General features: G+C 33.9%; 14 protein-coding genes. 8 read left to right on the top strand and 6 right to left on the bottom strand.

What is annotated here, in order from left to right:
- Nucleotide 1: 1 nt before the first annotated feature.
- The 8 genes from murQ to ACJJVN_RS07155 all read left to right on the top strand — a co-directional run bounded on the left by murQ (nt 2) and on the right by ACJJVN_RS07155 (nt 8014).
- The gene (gene murQ, locus ACJJVN_RS07190) at nt 2-817 is read left to right on the top strand and encodes an N-acetylmuramic acid 6-phosphate etherase (protein WP_405377638.1); all 816 of its coding nucleotides are present in this window, start codon (nt 2-4) and stop codon (nt 815-817) included.
- A gap of 4 nt (nt 818-821) precedes the next feature.
- Complete coding sequence (locus ACJJVN_RS07185) at nt 822-1055, top strand: DUF6095 family protein (protein ID WP_104516237.1); 234 nt, start codon at nt 822-824, stop codon at nt 1053-1055.
- Nucleotides 1052-1819: a hypothetical protein gene (locus tag ACJJVN_RS07180; protein ID WP_405377637.1), complete on the top strand. Its 768-nt coding sequence runs from the start codon at nt 1052-1054 to the stop codon at nt 1817-1819. Before ACJJVN_RS07185 ends, ACJJVN_RS07180 begins: the two co-directional genes overlap by 4 nt.
- A 194-nt stretch (nt 1820-2013) precedes the next feature.
- Nucleotides 2014-2760, top strand: a complete 747-nt coding sequence (locus ACJJVN_RS07175; RefSeq protein ID WP_405377636.1) for a hypothetical protein — start codon at nt 2014-2016, stop codon at nt 2758-2760.
- Nucleotides 2761-2910: 150 nt separating this feature from the next.
- Nucleotides 2911-4608, top strand: coding sequence for an OstA-like protein (locus ACJJVN_RS07170; protein ID WP_405377635.1), 1698 nt, complete (start codon nt 2911-2913; stop codon nt 4606-4608).
- The gene (locus ACJJVN_RS07165) at nt 4598-5782 is read left to right on the top strand and encodes an aspartate aminotransferase family protein (RefSeq protein WP_405377634.1); all 1185 of its coding nucleotides are present in this window, start codon (nt 4598-4600) and stop codon (nt 5780-5782) included. Before ACJJVN_RS07170 ends, ACJJVN_RS07165 begins: the two co-directional genes overlap by 11 nt.
- 108 nt (nt 5783-5890) lie before the next feature.
- Nucleotides 5891-7273, top strand: a complete 1383-nt coding sequence (locus ACJJVN_RS07160) for a tetratricopeptide repeat protein (protein ID WP_405377633.1) — start codon at nt 5891-5893, stop codon at nt 7271-7273.
- Between the two features lie 3 nt (nt 7274-7276).
- On the top strand, nt 7277-8014 hold the full coding sequence (locus tag ACJJVN_RS07155; protein WP_405377632.1) for a tyrosine-protein phosphatase: 738 nt from the start codon (nt 7277-7279) through the stop codon (nt 8012-8014).
- A 12-nt stretch (nt 8015-8026) separates the two neighbouring features.
- Here the strand turns inward: ACJJVN_RS07155 and ACJJVN_RS07150 are convergent, their stop codons facing one another.
- The 6 genes from ACJJVN_RS07150 to ACJJVN_RS07125 form a co-directional block, all read right to left on the bottom strand.
- A complete protein-coding gene (locus ACJJVN_RS07150; RefSeq protein WP_405377631.1) occupies nt 8027-10432 on the bottom strand; it encodes a GumC family protein in 2406 nt (801 codons plus the stop codon).
- 3 nt (nt 10433-10435) lie between these two features.
- Nucleotides 10436-11215, bottom strand: coding sequence for a polysaccharide biosynthesis/export family protein (locus ACJJVN_RS07145; RefSeq protein WP_405377630.1), 780 nt, complete (start codon nt 11213-11215; stop codon nt 10436-10438).
- Nucleotides 11216-11234: 19 nt separating this feature from the next.
- Nucleotides 11235-13184, bottom strand: a complete 1950-nt coding sequence (locus ACJJVN_RS07140) for a polysaccharide biosynthesis protein (protein WP_405377629.1) — start codon at nt 13182-13184, stop codon at nt 11235-11237.
- A gap of 81 nt (nt 13185-13265) precedes the next feature.
- Entirely contained in the window at nt 13266-13439 is a 174-nt protein-coding gene (locus tag ACJJVN_RS07135; protein WP_405377628.1) for a hypothetical protein, read from the bottom strand.
- A gap of 2 nt (nt 13440-13441) precedes the next feature.
- The gene (locus tag ACJJVN_RS07130; RefSeq protein WP_405377627.1) at nt 13442-17413 is read right to left on the bottom strand and encodes a T9SS type A sorting domain-containing protein; all 3972 of its coding nucleotides are present in this window, start codon (nt 17411-17413) and stop codon (nt 13442-13444) included.
- 233 nt (nt 17414-17646) lie between these two features.
- Nucleotides 17647-18786: a DegT/DnrJ/EryC1/StrS family aminotransferase gene (locus ACJJVN_RS07125; RefSeq protein ID WP_405377626.1), complete on the bottom strand. Its 1140-nt coding sequence runs from the start codon at nt 18784-18786 to the stop codon at nt 17647-17649.
- Between the last annotated feature and the right edge of the window lie 7 nt (nt 18787-18793).

Below are 18793 nucleotides of genomic sequence, written 5' to 3'. Positions count from 1 at the left end.
CATGGCATTTAATAAAATAACAGAGCAAGATTCTCATTACAATCATCTAGAAAAGATGAGTCCTGGAGAGTTATTAAGTAGTATTAATGAACAAGATCAAACAGTAGCAATTGCTGTAGAAAAGGTAATACCACTTATTGAGTCACTCGTAATAGAAATTGTTTCTAAAATGAAAACTGGTGGCCGTCTATTTTATATAGGCGCCGGAACTAGTGGTCGATTAGGTGTACTAGACGCTAGTGAATGTCCACCGACATTCGGTGTTTCTTATGATAAAATCATAGGTATTATTGCCGGTGGTGATACAGCAATTAGAAAAGCTGTAGAAAATGCTGAAGATGATGAAAAACAAGCATTTAAAGATCTAGAAAACTACCAAATAACTAATAAAGATGTAGTTATAGGAATAGCCGCTAGCGGCACTACACCATATGTCATAGGCGGTCTAGAAAGTTGCAATAAAATGGGAATTACCACTGGATGCATTACTTGTAATCCAGGCAGTCCATTAGATCAAGTTGCCACACATCCTATAGCAGTAATTGTAGGCCCTGAATTCATTACCGGCAGCAGCAGGATGAAAGCTGGTACAGCGCAAAAAATGATTCTTAACATGATCAGTACCAGTGTTATGATTCAATTAGGCCATATAAAAGGTAATAAAATGGTCGATATGCAGTTAAGTAATGATAAGCTAGTAGATCGAGGTACACGTATGATTATGGAAGCGACAGGTGTAAATTATGAAATTGCTAGAAAGTTATTAATCGATCATGGTAGTGTAAGAAACGCTATTGAACATCAAGGAATTTGTTAACATTATGTCGCAAACATCTACAGATAGAGAGGTCTTAGGTAAAGGAATTAAAAAGCTTGCTATAAGCGTACTTTTTCTATTTGCTGGCCCTATCCTTATATATATAGGAGCAGGGTCTGAACATCCTATTATTTTTTTAATGCCAGGAATAGCATTTGCATTACTGGCCATAGTATTTATATTTCAAGGAATCAATCTTATATTAGATTCTATGTTTAAATCAAATAAAACCAGATGATTAAAAGACACCTATTGCTAGCATTTCTCATAATTTTAACCAGCTGTAAAACAATCGAAAAGGAAAAAGAAGATAGCATTGAAGACAACACAGAAAACATATTATCTATTGAGGGCAAAGCCTCTAATCCAGAAGGAATAAATGGTGAAATCAATATTATGGGTTATTTTGTTGAACCTATAATAGGTGGAGAAATAGCTAATAATGGTACTTTTAAAATTGAATTACCTCAGGATTTTGATGCCATCACACGTAATTCTTTTAACACCTATAACTCTTCTCCTGATGCAGAATACAACCTAGAATTCACTAGCGCATTAGATAGTTTTCCAAATGCTAGCGAGCTAGATTTTACTGGTAAAAAAGAATTAATAGCCTATGCTGGTAAGTTCTTTAGATTTGAAATAATATCACCAGAAAAAACTCATTATATATTTTCTAGTTCGAGCAAAAACTTTGTGGACTACGCAGTTGGAAAAAGTGATGCTACTCCAGAAAAAGGATATCACTATTATTACATTTATGCCAAAGGTCCTATCTCTATCATAGGTGAACAAGTTTCAGAAAATCTTTTTGAAGATGACTCTAACGAAATTTATTCTAGAATAGATTCTTATCAATTAGACATTCAGGAAGGATGGAATTTAATTAAATACGAGGTACTTTCTTTAAAGAATAGCTCAACTGGAAAAGCTGCTATTACAGAAACTGAAGTATCTACAGAAGATTTAACAAGTACTAAAATGACCTGGCTGGTTGAATAGATCAAAAAAAGCACCTAAAAAAACGTTAAACGCATGTTAATGTCGACGAAATGTAATTGCTAAATTACTGTTTTTCAATTAATTATGTTTTTAAGTGTTGAAAATCGATTAAATAACACCTTAGAGCGAAAAAAACGACTATTTTAAACTCTAACTTTACTTTTATTGTAGTTTTGCCATGTAAAATAAACATGATGAAAAAACTATTACTTTTATTTATAGCCGCATTTACAATCGTTTCTTGTTCTGTAGAAGAGACTAATGAAGATAGAGCAGATCTTGTAGATGTAACAGCATTAAGCGAAGAAAGATTTATCAACTTTATGGAAGAAGACGCGTTATCTAACGGTTTAGTTCCTGAAGCAATTAATCCAGACGCATCTGTTTACCCTTATGATATCGAGTCTATTGTTGCTGTAAGTGATTTAAATAAATTATTACCTATTACTAACCCAGAATTTGGTAACTGTGTAGATCAAGATGGTATTGACCCTGCAACTGGAGAAAGCGCTCTTAACCTAAAAATAGCTAAAGTACAAGATGGTATTTTAGGAGGTCTTATAAGCAATAACACAAGATTTACATATACATTAGAATCAACAGATGGATGGTTTATTTACTCTGTATTTATGAATATCGATGAAGATTGTGATGATCTTCCGTTAAGTGCAGACGGTACTCCTAACGTATGTCGTTTCAACATTAGAAACTGTTTCGGTAGTAGAAAGACTAAAGTTACTTATACTTTTTCTGACAGCTGTATAGATGAATGTACTTGTAACTCTGTTTACGCTGTACTATACAGACTTAACAGTCATGGTTGTATCAGTGAAAGAAAAGGTATCTGGCTAGATGGTGATCAAGTTGGTGACTCAGTAGGTACTACTAACTCTTTCTGTAAAGATGATTGCGGGACAGGAGGAATCTCTAACGATAACTAGTATTGAATTATAAAGATTCAACTCTTACATAAATTTAAAAAGCGTCCTTGGGGACGCTTTTTTTTGTTTATAATATAATTAATCTAAAAAGAAACGTTTAGTTAAAGCATGATGCATTTTCGTAATTTTGAACTCTCTAAAAACACCATCTTGAAAAAACTTCTTTTCTTTATATTCATATCACTTTCATATACTACCATTGCACAGGAAACAGTAAATGATTCTTTAATTAATGTAACTGGTGGTCTAAGAGAAATTAATGAAGACCTTTTTCCTGGCGCGGTAATTTATTCTGGTAATGATAGAAAACAAGTATTTGTACAACACAAAGGCATAGAAATGTGGTGTGACCGAGCTGTTTTATATCAGAAAGATAACTTTATAAGAATATTTAGAAACGTACGTATACATCAAGGTGATTCTATAAAAATGAGCTCTGAATATGCAGAATATAATGGTACTTCTCAACTAGCATTTGCCAGTGGTGATGTTTTTATGAGAAACCCAGAGACGACACTCAAAACAGACACCTTATTCTTTGATCGTGCAAAGCAAGAAGCTTATTATAGAAGCGGCGGTACTGTAAAAGACACTGCTAGTACTTTAGAAAGCAGGATCGGACGTTATTTTATTAAAGAAAAACGTTATCAGTTTCTTGATGACGTAAAAGTGAGAAATCCAGAATATACCATAAATAGTAATCACCTTAACTTCTATACCGACACAGGACATACTAGAATGTATGGACCATCTACTATAAAAGGAAAAACTAGTACCGTATATTGTGAAAGAGGTTTTTATGACACTAGAAATGACGAAGGTTACTTTATAAAGAACTCCAGGATAGACTATAACAATAGAACAGTAATTGGAGATAGCCTTTACTTTAATAGAGGCAGGTCATTTGCAAGTGCAACTAACAATATAGTGGTAACCGACACAATAAATAAATCTATTATTAAAGGGCATTATGCAGAAGTGTATCGAGCAAAAGATTCTGTCTTTATAACTAAAAGAGCCGTTGCAATTTCTATTCAAGATCAAGATAGTGTATACATACATGCAGATAGACTCATGGTCACAGGTCCCGAAAATGATAGAATAGTAAGGGGTTTTTATGATGTACGTTTATTTAAAAGCAACCTTAGTGGTAGATGTGACTCGATAGTCACTAGGCAAAGTACTGGACTTACTAAAATGATTACTAAACCAGTGTTGTGGAGTGGTAACAGCCAGATGACAGGAGATAGCATACACATTCAAAGCAACACCTTAACAGAACGCCTGGACAGTTTGCACGTCTTCTATAATGCTTTTATAGTAGACCAAGATAGTAGCGGTGGTTTTAATCAAATAAAAGGAAAAGAACTTATTGGTAAATTCAATGATTCTAGTCAATTAGAAGTCGTCAATATTAATAAGAATGTTGAAAATTTAATCTATTCACGCAATGACAAACAAGAATTAATAGGTATAAACAAAGGTACTAGCGGTAGGATGGAGATTCTTTTTGAAAATAAAGAAATGACCGTTATCACAAATTATGATGATCCAGACGATAAGACATACCCTCCAGAAGAATTACCTGAAAATGCTCGAACTTTAAGAGGCTTTAAATGGCGAGGCGATGAAAGAATAATATCAAAAGAAGATCTTTTCAGAGGCAAACCAAAACCTGTTTTAACCCCAATTCAAGGGATACCATTACCTGATATCGAAGAGGATTTCTTCAAAAAAGAAACACCATTTAACATCAATAAGAACTCAAGATTAAAAGAAGAAGATCTTAAAACCAGATCTACAGATACTCCTGATGCTATAAAGGAAGAGAAAGAAAATGAAGGATGATTTTTATAAATACCAAGCACAAACCACACCCTATGCACCAGGAATAGAGATATCCAGTGCAAAGGGAAATTATATCTATGATAAATCTGGCAAGAAATATTTAGATATGGTTGCAGGTGTAAGTGCACTACCATTAGGACATTGTCACCCTGCCGTCGTAAAAGCGATAAAACAACAAGTAGATCAATATATGCATGTCATGGTTTATGGAGAGTATGCTCAAGAACCAGCTGTATTATTATGTAAAAAACTAGCCTCTCTCCTACCGGCTCCATTAGAAACCACTTATCTAGTAAATAGCGGTACCGAGGCGATAGAGGCCGCTATAAAACTAGCCCGAAAAGTAACTGGAAAATCTCAAATCATCGCTATGAGAAACGCCTATCACGGTAATACGTTAGGGTCACTGAGCCTAATGGATTTTGAAGAGCGCAAAGCACCTTTCAGACCTTTACTTCCAGGTATATCACATATCAATTTTAATTGCCTTCAAGATTTAAAGAAGATTAATAAAAATACCGCAGCTGTTATTATAGAAAGTATTCAAGGCGGTGCTGGCTTTAAAATACCTCATAAAATATGGGCACAAGAACTAAGTAAACGCTGTAAAGCAACAAATACCTTGCTCATTATAGACGAGATACAACCTGGTATAGGTCGCACAGGCAGCATGTTTTACTTCACTCAGTTAGACATTGTACCAGATATTGTCGTGACCGGCAAAGGACTCGCAGGAGGCCTTCCCATTGGCGCATTAACTGCGAGTAGAGAACATATGTCACAATTATCTAACTCACCCATTTTAGGACACATTACCACATTCGGAGGACATCCTGTAATCGCAGCGGCTGCACTAGCTACTTTACAAGAAGTTGAAAATGGTGGATACCTGTCAGAAATGTTAGATAAAGAGTTACGCTTTCGCGAAAGCTTAACACACAAAAACATTAAGGAAGTAAGAGGTAAAGGCCTTATGCTTATAGCTTTATTGCCCGATGATAAGTTTACAACTCAAATAGTAGAGGAATGTAGAAATCGCGGTGTGATTTTTTTCTTATTATTATTTGAAAAACGAGCTATCAGGATCACTCCACCGTATACTATAACAAATTCAGAAATAGAATTTGCATGTAAAACACTTATAGAAGTTACTGAAAACTTCTATTACAATTAACCCTAAAAGACTCTGTTTATAAGTTGTTGACAAGAGAAATCTTGTTTTTGCCTATAATTTGGCAAAAAAATTGAACTTAGTAAAACAAGAATTTTTAATATTCTATGTATGCATTTTGATTTAAATGGTGATGAAGGTTTGAGCATAAAAAAGTTTGAACTCATGTTAAAGTCCAATGAAGTTGGATTCTTTGACAGTGGAGAATTTGAAGAGATAATAGAACATTATCTCGATGAAGGAAAAATGGTTCTAGCCCGAAAAGCTATTAGTTTAGGTATATCACAGCATCCATCTTCTGCAAATTTGAAGCTATTCAAAGCAGAGATGTATATTTTTGACGATCAATTCTCTCAAGCCGAAGAGGTTCTTAATGAGTTATTTGAACTAGAACCTCAAAATGCCGAAGTTTACATACAAAAAGCTAATATTTTTTCTAAAACAGAAAGACATGATAAAGCGATACATCTACTCAAGATAGCTCTAGATTTAACACTAGATCAAGCAGATGTCTATAATCTTATAGGAATGGAATTTCTTTTTATAGAAGATTATTCAAATGCTAAGGTTAATTTTATGAAATGTCTCGAGCTAGATGACACAGATTACTCTGCTCTTTACAACATCATTTATTGTTTTGATTTTTTACAAGAACATCAACAGGCTATAGATTTTTTAAACTTATTCTTAAATAAAAACCCTTATAGCGAGGTAGCCTGGCACCAAGTAGGTAAGCAGTATTTTGACATAAAAATGTATGAAAAATCGCTAGCTGCTTTTGAATTTGCGATCATATCAGACGATCATTTTGTGGGTGCTTATTTAGAAAAAGGAAAGGTTCTTGAAAAACTAGGCAGGTATAATGAAGCAATAGAAAATTATCAAATTACTTTAAAACTCGATGACCCAACATCATTTGCTTACTTGCGATTAGGTAAATGCTTTGAAAAACTAGGCGTAGATGAAAAAGCCATACATTATTTTAAAGAAACCGTTAAAGAAGATCCTTTGCTAGATAAGGGATGGTTAGCCATAGTAAATTTTTACACCCAACGTCTCGATTTTCAAAAAGCATTAACTTATATTGAAAAAGCAACAGAAGTAGACAGCGACAATGCTTTGTATTGGACGAAGTATGCATCAATAAACAGAAGGCTCAATTTTATTGAAGAGGCAGAATACGGCTTCAGGAAAGCTATTGAATTAGGTAATTATGAACTCTCTACATGGATTGATAGATGTGACCTTCTATTATTTTTAGGCGAGTTAGATACCGCAATAGTAAATGTCGAAAATGGATTAGAATTTTACCCACAAGAAGCAGGACTTCTTTACAGAATTGCCGGACTTTATTTAAAAAGTGGTGATTTAATAAAAGGAAAGTTTCATTTACAAAATGCTTTAAAAAATAATGCGGGATACAAAACTATTCTAGAGGAACTATTCCCAAATGAATACCTACTTCTTGATGTTCAAAAATTATTAAATAATTAAATTATGTTTTTCTTTAACAAATCTGTTTTTTTAGTCGATTTCTTAGAAGACGTCGTTGATATTCACAATCACATACTACCAGGTATAGATGATGGATCAAAAGACCTAGAAACCACCTTAGAAATGATAGGAGCTTTTAAAGAATTAGGTTTTAGAAGTTGTATTGCAACACCTCATACCATGGAAGATTATTATGGGAATGATGCAAATGGGATAACTGAGAAATTTAATCAAACAAAATTAGCCTTAGACACAAGCAATCATAGAGGTTTTATTATTTCTACTGCTTCCGAATACATGATGGATGGTGAATTTGAAAACCTAATTGATACTAATAATTATTTATGTCTTCATAAGAACTACATCCTGACGGAGTTATCTTATTTTCAAAAACCTAACAACCTTGAGGAGTTAGTTTTTAAAATGTGTCAAAAAGATTTAAAACCTATACTAGCCCACCCAGAAAGATACCGATATATTAAATCAATAGACGCCTATCAAGACTTAAAAGATAGAGGATTTGAATTACAACTCAATTTACTTTCCTTAACAGAACATTATGGAGAAGATTCTTTTCAAAAAGCAAAATCACTTCTAGATAAAGGGATGTATGAGTTCATAGGAACAGATGCTCACAAGCCTTCACATTTAGAAAAAATAAAAACTATAAAAATTAAAAAGAATCAAATTGATTCAATAAAAAAGCTTGTGGAAAACCACAAGCTTATATTTAATATTTAATATAGGAAAATCTTATTCGAAAGATTTTCCTTTTGAAAATTTCTTTTTCAAGAGATCTAACCACGTTCTCTTTTCTTCTCCATAAGCATATCCATACTTATTACCATAACCAAAGTTAGCTAACTTAACGTTGTTTACAACTACCGCTACATTACTCAATTTCCCATCTTCAATAGTATCTTCAACAAATTCTAATAAAGAAGTGTCTGTATAATTTGCTCTTGTAACATAAGTTGTAACATCAGCATACTTATTAATCAATAATGTATCGGTTACCAATATAGTAGGTGCACTATCAATAATTACCAGATCATATAAAGACTTAGCTTCTTCAAATAAGTCCTTAGTTCTATCTTGCATCCACAATTCTGCAGGATTAGGTGGTATAGCACCAGAAAGAATGATATCGAGGTTAGGATTAACCTTAGAGGTCATTGCTAACTCTTCTACAGTCAGTTGATCATTTGTAAGGTATTCTGTAACCCCTTTTGTTCTCTTTGATACGTTAGGTAAATATCTATGTAATTGAGGGTTTCTAATATCACCACCTATAAGCAATACTTTCTTCCCAGAGTATGCAAATGTATTTGAAATGTTGTAAGAAACAAGTGTCTTCCCTTCACCCTTTATGGTAGAAGTTACCAAAATGATTTTAGTACCATCATGATTTAAAGCATTCAACTTATATTGAAGGTTAGTTCTAATGATTCTAAACGATTCTGCAAGTATAGATCTATCATTAGGAACAATATAATCTATGCTGTCTTTATCTAGCTTAGGTATTTCACCTAATATATTAGCATTAGGTAATCCTCTCTCTACATCATTTCTAGATTCTATTTTATTATAGAAAATGGATCTAGCATAGACAACTGCTCCAGGAAGTAATAGTCCCAACATAAACATAGCTAAATACACTACTTTAGGCTTTGGTGAAATAGGCTCTATCGGTGCTAACGCAAAATCAACAATCTTGGCTTTGGGTGCTGTAACTGCCAAAGATATTGCTGTTGTTTCTTTTTTCTCATTTAACAACAAGTAAATAGCTTCAACAACCTCCCTGTCTCTTTGAATATATCTATTTATCCTTTCATTTTCTGGTACCGTAGAGATTTTACCTGTCACAGAGTTTAGCTCCCTCATCAAACTATTTTTTTGTAGGTTGATAGAGTTAATAGAATTATTAAGAGATAAAAGAATGCTTTGTTTTAAGTCATCTATTTCTGATTTTAATCTAATCAAAACAGGATTCTCCTTCCCTGCATTCTCTTTATATCTAGAATATTCTTGAATAAGAGAATTATAATTAGCAGTAGCTTGTGAAATGCTTAAGTTTTTTACTCCATTTGTAATAGGTAAAAAGTCATAGTTACTATTTTGAAGCTTTCGTTCAATCGCCTCAGCTATTTCTAACTCCGTTTTAATTTCAACTAATTCACGTCCAATACCTGCTGAAGATTGTAAATTAAGAGCAGACTCTGTAACAAGATTAGTTAATTTCTCATTTGTTTTAAAACTTTCAATACCTCTTTCTAAACTGTCTAAATCTTTAAGAATATCAGCTAAACGTTCATCTATAAACTTTGCGGTGTTTTGAGCAACTTGATTTTTGTCTTTTATAGCATCTTCATTAAAAACATCAACAAGGTTATTTAGAACATCTTCCGCTCGCTCCCTTACAGGGTCGACTAACGTAATTTCTAGCACGCTTCCTCTTTTATCTGACTTTACAATATCTAATTTAGACCTTAAAGATTTAGTAACCTGCTCAACCGATTTTATAGTAACAAATATATCTTTCCAACTTTCATTAAAATCCACAGGCTTTGTAGATTTTCTAGAGTGGTTAAAGTCAGGCACAACAAGAAGATTTAAATCTTCCATTTCAAAAGAAGATCCATAATTTTGAGTTACATAATTAAAATCATCTGCAAACTTAATGTCAAAACTATTTTCATCTATATATCTAATAACTAAGTTGACAGATTTATCAATAGTAAAAGGTGTTGAATCATTTAAAATTGATAATTTGATTGGACTATTTTTATAAATATTAGTAGATTTAATATTTCCTGTGCGAGTATAAACTACATCTAAGTCTAAGTTTGCCACAACAGCATTGATTAAACGATTAGAATTTAAGATTTCTATCTCATTTTCAACCGTATTAAAGGAGCCACCTAATACATCAATATCACCTAAAGCAGACAATTCAGATAATCCTCCACCACTCTGCGTGTCCTTTATTAATATTTTAGTCGTTGCAAGATACTCTTTGCTAGCATATCTCAAATAAACAAAACCTAATAATGAAAAAATAAAAACACTAATTATAAACCACGGCCAATATCTTAAATATTGATTAATCTGATCTTTAAGTGAAGGAGCCTGATTAGTCTCTATGTTTGTAGTATTCATAAATTAATTTCTTGAAAGAATCACTATTAGTGATAGTAGAACAGAAGCTACCGAAACGTATAAAGAGGCGTTTCTATTAAAACCTGCTGCTTGTACTTGTGCATTATTAGGTTCCACTATGATCACATCATTTTGTTGAAGGTAGTAATATTCTGAGTCTATAAAATCAGATTTAGTAAGATCTAATTTATGGACCTTTTGAACACCATCCACATCTCTTAAAACGGTAATATTTTTTCTATTCCCATAAATAGTTAAATCCCCAGCCATACCTATAGCCTGAAGTAAAGTAATACGGTTGTAATCAAAATTATAATTTCCTGGTCGAGTCACCTCACCTAATACGGTGATCTTAAAATTAACAACTCTCAAGTCTACCGTTGCATCCTTAACATATTCTGCTCTCAATCTATTTTGAATAGTATCAGTTAAGTCTTTTCGGCTTATTCCTGCAGCCTTTATATCACCTAATAAAGGGAATGAAATATTACCTCCATTATTAACAAGGTAACCAAGTAGTTTATTTTGAGAAGTGATCGTCAACTCGTTATTAGCCGTTGGGTTAACTACTTGATTAAAAGGCTGTACTAGTTTCATGTTCTCGCTAGTTACAATAATTCTAAGAATATCATCCTTTTTTATAATGGACTCGTAATTCAATTCTCTTTCCGTTAACGCAGAGTCAATATCTTGAACATAAAGAATCTTATCTTTAGATACACAAGAGGTGACCAAAGCTACAAAGATTAATATTAAAGATGATTTAATTAAGATATTTTTCATTTTGCAAAGATACTTATTTCTATAATTTTACTTTCTTGTCTAGCAATTCAAATACACTGTTTTTACTAATAAATTCAGGCACCATTTGCTTTATTTTCATAACAACTAAATCATCATTAAAATTATGAGTTGCTGCTTCAATTTCTTTTAGATAATGTGTCACATTTTCATAACTGTAAGGTTCATCCTTAGCAATCATAATCTTTTGATGATGTGTCGGTAAGGTCTTAGAATCATCACTTAACAACTCTTCATATAATTTCTCACCAGGCCTCAAGCCTATAATTTTTATATCAATCTCATCATATGGTTTAAAGCCCGATAACTTGATCATACGTTCTGCAAGGTCCATAATACGTACCGGTTTCCCCATATCAAAAACAAAGATCTCACCTCCATTACCCATGGTACCAGCTTGCAACACGAGTTGACAAGCCTCTGGTATAGTCATGAAGTATCTTATAATATCTTGATGTGTCACTGTGACAGGACCGCCACTTTCTATCTGCTTTTTAAAATAAGGAATTACAGATCCATTGGATCCTAACACATTACCGAATCTTGTAGTAATAAACTTAGTAGTACCAGTAGAATGTTGCTGTAAGGATTGTACATAAATCTCTGCTGCTCTTTTACTAGCACCCATCACATTAGTTGGATTCACAGCCTTATCTGTACTAACCATTACAAATCGATCTATTCCTTTACTTACTGCAAGGTTTGCTAAATTAACAGTACCTAATATATTAACAAATACAGCTTCCCTAGGATTGGATTCAATCATTGGGACATGTTTATATGCTGCAGCATGAAAAACAACCGAAATATCATTAGCTTCAAATATACTTTCTAACCTCTCCCTACGCCTTACATCTGCAAGGATAAACTTATAAACTACGTTTGGAAACTTTTCTTTTAACTCTAACTCTAGATCATATAAAGGAGACTCGGCTTGATCTAATATAAGTACACACTTCGGATTATAATCAGAAACTTGTCTTACGATCTCACTTCCTATAGAACCTGCTCCACCAGTTATCAAGACAACTCTATCTTCTAAATAATTAGAAATCTGACTATCATCGAGGTGAATAGCCTCTCTCTCTAAAAGGTCTTCTATTTGAATTTCTTTAATCTTTGTACTAACATCTTCCTTATCTGTCCACTGTGTAATATCAGGAACATTAAATATTTTCAAATCATTTGCCAGCGCCTTATCCACCAACTCATTTTTTTGAGCCATGGATAATTGAGAGCCAGCGATAATAAGACCATTCACCTTCATAGGTGCGATTTTATCATAAAACTTACTACCATATTTAACAATAGGTTTTCCCAAAATCTTAATACGTTGATGATCGTTTTTAAAAGAGATAAAACCAGCTAGATTAAAACTTTGTGTCTTAGAAGTCGTTAATGCTTCAGCTAGAGCAATGCTATCATCATTTACCCCAACTATTAAAACATCATAAATTTTCTGTTTCCCATGAGACACAAAAGAATACAATCTCTTAACCATTACCCTAAATAACAACAAAGCAACAAAGGTAGTTGTCATGTTGATAATCAAAAATGGCATTAAAAATATTTTCTGATCATATATAAGATAATAGCCATAATTCACAACTACTATTACCGCAGTACTGGCTATACAAGCAAATGCTATTTTAAAAATATCTACAAAAGTACTGTGCCTAATAAGCCCAGAATATGTACTAAAAACAAAAAAAGAAGCTAAATAAACAAGCGTGAAGAATACTGCTTGTTGATAGATAGAAAGTACTTGATAAAAGCTGGTAGCTATATTTTCTACTACTAAAAATGAAATATAAAAAGATGCCACAACTAGAAAAACATCTATTGCGATTACCATCCATCGTGGCAAATACCTCAAATTTTTGAACTGTAGAGAATTATCTCCATTCCAAAAGATATGAGCCAATCTATTTTTAAAATATTCTATTTTCATTTTCCCTTGTTGCAAAAATAACACAAAAAAAAGGGCAATGCGTTAAACATTGCCCATAATTTATATAAGTTTCGCAGCTTGTTATTTGCGTAACAATTTTTTACCGCCTATCCATAAACCTGCAATTGCAGCAACTACTAGCCCTGGTAATGCTGCAACATCCTCTACTTCAGGATCAAACGCTGCTTGAGCATTTGTTACAACTGAAAATGTGACGATTACAAAAATTGTAAGTAAAATTTTATTTGTTTTCATCTTTAGTTTTTTATAATTCTCTTAGTTGTCGCTACTTTATCTTGTTCTACTTTTAACAAGTAAATTCCATTTTTTAGACTATTCATATTTGCAACTGTTTCATTACCGTTAGTCGATTCTTTTTGATAAGAAACAATAAGTTGACCTAATGTATTATAAATAGAAATTTTCACAGACTCACCTGCGATTAGGTTTCCGATAGTAACACTATCTCCGTTTACTGGATTAGGATATACTTGTACCGCTTCCGCGAAAGCGATATCACCAACAGACAATGTGCTGTTTAAAAACTTTAATTCAAATCTATTCTCATCCACACTTGCCGCGTTTGTAGTATCAAAACTAACAGAGACAAGATTACTACCAATTGCCATTAAAGTCTCCGTACCTAAGAAATGATCTACAAATAAAGTCTGTAGATTAGTTAATGTAATATTGATATCAAATGTGTAATCAGTAGAAGTTAAACCATTTAATTTCAACGGTATTAACTCATTATCTACTGGCTCAGAACGCTCCACAATACTTAATGAAGAATTCAAAGCCTCAATAGACAAGTTCTCATCAGGATTCTGAAGTTTTACAGCACCGTTTGCACTAACTGCACTTGATGCATTCAAATTAAATGATATTAAAACACCATCTCTAGCTTTACCTGATGCCAATTCTTGATCTGTATATAGAGAAACAGAAATCTGCTCATTTACATTAGAATTACGATAGGTATTAGTCGTTTCAAAGCTTGTTGACTTATAAGATTCTTTAAAAGAAATACTTGGTGCAAGTGCAGCAGCATTACTCCCATCTTCGGCAGTAGTAACAAAAAATGCCTGACCTGGTTGTACGAACTCACTAACTTCAGATGTTGCATTACTATTTCCTAATACAAAATTATGAGTCACATAAGCACCTCTTGTACCTATAGTTGGGTCCCAAGCATAATATTCACTTACATCGATATCCTCTGTATCAGCATCATTTAAAACGCTATTTAAATTCACTTGTGCTTGGTATGGATTACCTACAAAGTTAAAACCACCTTCTGTAGTCGACAAGCCAGACGTTGTGAAATCTCCTAAGTACAACGATCCTGTGGAAATCAAAGTAGTACTTGACGGTGCAGCACTAGCTGTTGTTAAAGAAACACTTCGATCTCCTCTTATCAAAACACGTATAGCATCACCTGCTGTTAAACTAGTAGAATTTGTAGCAGAAGTACTTTCCCAAATCTGTGTATCTTCATTAAAACTAAATGCAGATGGATTATTAGAACCAGACACATCAAAACCGTCAGCCATTGATCCACCTGTAATATGTGTACCATTTCCTGCTATATAACCTGCATCACCTACATTTAAACCACCTTGTTGCCAGTTATCATAAACACTTCCTGTCATATTCACAGAAGACCCTATAAATCTAAACGCTCTTTGAGCTGGATAAAACTGCTCTACTTTTACGTCTCCAGTTACTGTACCAGCGATCACCTCTCTTACTACAGCGCTTTTACTATCCATAGATTTCAAAGTCAAATTATCATTTGTTGCTAAATCTCCTGAAACTAATTTTAAGAAACCATTCAATTCAGTCGTATTGTTCAAATTCACATCACCTAATAAAGTTAATGATTCTAAAACTCCACTTAGAGCGATTTTTTGACTAGAAGGATTTGCAATTAACTGGATATTATCTAACGCTATCTCATCAGAAGAACCACCACCACTATCTACAGAAGACCATGCTAATACATAAGTATCGCCTGCAGCTATATTTAAACCTGTTAGATCCATTGCTATTGCATTGCGTTTCCATTCTTCAATAACATCTTGTCCTAGCATAGAAGAAAGTGCCGCATCAGTCACCTCAATAAGAGAAGATGTATCTGCACCGTGAGAAAATCTAAAATCATTTGCTCTATTCTCATTATCAAAAACATAAAAATCATAAGCTACAGATAAATCTGTAACTACAGCTCCTGTGTTGTTAGTAAACTGAAAGAAGATAGTACCAGGTGTAAAGTCACTACCTGTAGGTTGTACTCCTAAAGCATAATCTCCTGCAGCTACTTCAAATGCATATATACCACCACTTGAAACGCCACCGTCAGAAACTCCTTTTCCAAAATCATTACCTGACTGCTCATCTCCAAAGTTAGTTGCCCCATCTTGTAAACCTGTAATTGCAAAAGCGTCTGCATCTAACTGACCTGCAGCAGGGTTTAAAGCAAATCCTGAACCATCAAATACTCCATTATTAACATGAAGTACTGTATTATCAAAATCAATAACATAAGCCGTATCCACAGCGCCTATTTGAAGACCTTGTGGTTGTGGATCTACAACAGCATAACTACTTTCTGCACTAGTAGTAGCTGCAGGTGTAGAATTAGCATCTATAGCAACTATTTGATAAAATACCGTTGTACCATCTACTTGTGCTGGGATAGTTGCCTGATAGGTATCACCACTAGATAATACCATAGCTACAGGAGTCTGATCATAAATACCAGAAGCAAAACCATATTGCAGTTCTACACTATTCAAACCATCTGCATCAGTAACATCTACATTTACCGTCACCACATCGGTAGAAGTTGGAGCAACTGGACTATTTGAGATATTTGCTATTGAAGGTGCAAGATTTGCACTGGCTGGTAAGGTAGTAATCTCTATTTCTTCCACTACCCATTCTTCAGCACCTAATCCTGTGTTATCATATAAAAATGCTATATAAGCCTGACCTTGAATAGCAGAAGCATCAACCATTGTTGTAGAAGATGCAGAAGCTGAATTACTTGAAGAAGTATTATTAGGATCAAAAACTAGTTCTGTCCAAGTAGCCATAGTTGGATCTCCCGATCCATCATAATCTGTAGAATATCTCAATAAGAATTCTCCTGCTTCATTTATACTATTACCAAAACGTTCTGAAGTGGTTACTTCTATTTGATTAAGACTTGCTACTGTAGGGAAATCGACAGGAACTTCTGTAATTAACCAATCTATATCTTCCGTACCACCAAAACCATTCATAGTATAAGCTCCAGAACTACAAACCCATACATCATCACCAGCTTGATCAAAAGCGACCCATTTATTATCAACACAATCATCAAAACTCTCTGTATAAGGTAAAGAAATAGGTGCAATATCATCTTCTAAAACCGTTAGTGTAAATGTATTATTTGTACCAGCAGCAGCCATATCGCCACCCACTATATTTTGAATCTCAAAAGTAAAATCTTTATCTAGTTCTTCAATCATATCATCAGTAACCGTTACCGTCACGATTTGATTCATTGAACTACCTGCAGGAAATGTAACCGATTGAGTAGTATAATTATTAATACTACTAGCCGTACCAGATGTAAGAACAACATCTGCCGTGGTAGCATTACTTGTAGACTCATTAGAAATAGAAACCGTAAGATCTACAGTACCAGCATCTTCATTTACCGTTAAAGAGTTAGGATCAAACTGTAGTGATGTCGTTGCTGGGCCAGCAGTCATGTAAGTAACATCAAAAGTATCTATATAGATTCTGTTTCCACTACCACTCTCTCGTTGAAAAAATTCTACTTGAGAAAGTCCATTGATTCCATTTATACTATAAGTACTACCACCTGCAACATTTATAGTTGTACCACTGTCCACAATAAATCCAGCATCTCCTATTCTAGATGAAGCATTTACGGTAACATCAGTGATAACTACTCCATTATTAGCATAAATCACAATAGAACCTCCTTTAGTATCACTTTGGTAAAGTCTCAATTGACTACTAAAGATTCCTGGATTTGAAGATCCTGAATTTTTAAAACTCCCAAAACCAATATTTGCGTCGAGAGCAACTCCTGGTGCAGCAGAATTCAAGCCGGCAGAAGCTCCTGAACTTGAAAAATCATAAGAAACGGTGGTCTGACCATTTGAAATGATTGCGGCACAAAACGCCACTAATAGTAATATTTTTTTCATAATATTTATTTAAGGTCGTAAAAGTAATTCCATTATCTTTTCATAGGAATTTACTTAGATTAACTCTTCGTTAAGATATGAAATATGCCTGCAAAAAAAATGGATCAAGAATCCACATAGAAACACCTCTTTGTCGCACAAAAAGATGCTTTCAACTATTGATCCGATATAACAGTAATACAGCCGGCGTTTTGAAACACCAGCTGTATTCATATGTAAAAAATATAAGCGTTTTATTTGCTGAATAAAGTCTTTATGGAAACAGAGATTCTATCTCTATCTACATCAGTTAAATTAGAACCAGACGGCAAGCACAATCCATTTTCAAATAAAGTTTCACAAACTTTATTACCATAATAAGGATAATCCTTATAAAGTGGTTGCATGTGCATAGGCTTCCATAAGGGTCTAGATTCTATGTTATCCTTTTCTAGAGCGAGTCTTATATCTTCTCTAGTGATACCACCTGTTTTTGATGCGTCTACTAGAATAGCACTCAACCAGTGGTTAGAGCGTACCGTATTATCTTGCTCTTTAAGCACCTCAATACCTTCAATGTTTTTAAAAATATCTTGATAAAAGGCGTTCATAGCTCTTCTTAAGTCGATATGTTTATCAAGAACTTCCATTTGTCCTCTACCTATACCAGCGCTTATGTTACTCATGCGATAGTTATAACCTACCTCACTATGTTGATAATGTGGCGCCGCATCACGAGCTTGTGTTGCTAGAAAAATGGCCTTATCTTTTACTTCTTTGGTCTTACATACCATGGCACCACCACCACTAGTGGTTATAATTTTATTGCCATTGAAACTCAATATTCCATAGTCACCAAAAGTTCCACATTTCTGACCTTTGTAAGTACTTCCTAAAGCCTCTGCACTGTCTTCTATAATTGGTATTTGTTTCGCTTTCGCGAAAGCGTGAATCTCATCAACCATATACGGCATACCATATAAATGTACCGCTAGAATGGCTTTGGGCTTTTTACCGTTTGCAATGCGATCTTCTACAGCCTGCATCAATGCTTGTGGACACATATTCCAAGTTTGCTCTTCACTATCTACCATAATAGGAATAGCACCTAAATACAGTACTGGATTTGTAGTACCACAAAAAGTAAAGCTTTGACAAATCACCTCGTCACCTGGACCTACACCAGCCTGAACAAGCGCTAGGTGTATAGCAGCAGTACCACTACTTAGGGCAGCCACATGAGAATCCTGACCTTGATAAGATTCTAAATCCTTTTCAAAACCAGTAACGTTAGGTCCTAATGGAGCGACCCAATTGGTATCAAAAGCTTCTTTTACAAATCCGCGTTCTGCACCACCCATGTGTGGTGAAGAAAGCCATATTTTATCATTCATTCTTTAC

It is taken from the genome of Nonlabens sp. Asnod3-A02 (assembly GCF_045063755.1).
Lineage (GTDB): Bacteria > Bacteroidota > Bacteroidia > Flavobacteriales > Flavobacteriaceae > Nonlabens > Nonlabens xylanidelens.
Note: the sequence above shows the minus strand (reverse complement) of the source record. Positions and strands in the feature narration are given on the sequence as shown.

Excerpts from the sequence above, each read along its gene's own strand:
- ACJJVN_RS07135 (WP_405377628.1), bottom strand. The coding sequence starts at position 13,439 with ATGAAAACAAATAAAATTTTACTTACAATTTTTGTAATCGTCACATTT.
- ACJJVN_RS07155 (WP_405377632.1), top strand. The coding sequence starts at position 7,277 with ATGTTTTTCTTTAACAAATCTGTTTTTTTAGTCGATTTCTTAGAAGAC.
- ACJJVN_RS07140 (WP_405377629.1), bottom strand. The coding sequence starts at position 13,184 with ATGAAAATAGAATATTTTAAAAATAGATTGGCTCATATCTTTTGGAAT.
- ACJJVN_RS07175 (WP_405377636.1), top strand. The coding sequence starts at position 2,014 with ATGAAAAAACTATTACTTTTATTTATAGCCGCATTTACAATCGTTTCT.
- ACJJVN_RS07185 (WP_104516237.1), top strand. The coding sequence starts at position 822 with ATGTCGCAAACATCTACAGATAGAGAGGTCTTAGGTAAAGGAATTAAA.
- ACJJVN_RS07160 (WP_405377633.1), top strand. The coding sequence starts at position 5,891 with ATGCATTTTGATTTAAATGGTGATGAAGGTTTGAGCATAAAAAAGTTT.
- ACJJVN_RS07130 (WP_405377627.1), bottom strand. The coding sequence starts at position 17,413 with ATGAAAAAAATATTACTATTAGTGGCGTTTTGTGCCGCAATCATTTCA.
- ACJJVN_RS07145 (WP_405377630.1), bottom strand. The coding sequence starts at position 11,215 with ATGAAAAATATCTTAATTAAATCATCTTTAATATTAATCTTTGTAGCT.
- ACJJVN_RS07125 (WP_405377626.1), bottom strand. The coding sequence starts at position 18,786 with ATGAATGATAAAATATGGCTTTCTTCACCACACATGGGTGGTGCAGAA.
- ACJJVN_RS07180 (WP_405377637.1), top strand. The coding sequence starts at position 1,052 with ATGATTAAAAGACACCTATTGCTAGCATTTCTCATAATTTTAACCAGC.
- murQ (WP_405377638.1), top strand. The coding sequence starts at position 2 with ATGGCATTTAATAAAATAACAGAGCAAGATTCTCATTACAATCATCTA.
- ACJJVN_RS07150 (WP_405377631.1), bottom strand. The coding sequence starts at position 10,432 with ATGAATACTACAAACATAGAGACTAATCAGGCTCCTTCACTTAAAGAT.
- ACJJVN_RS07165 (WP_405377634.1), top strand. The coding sequence starts at position 4,598 with ATGAAGGATGATTTTTATAAATACCAAGCACAAACCACACCCTATGCA.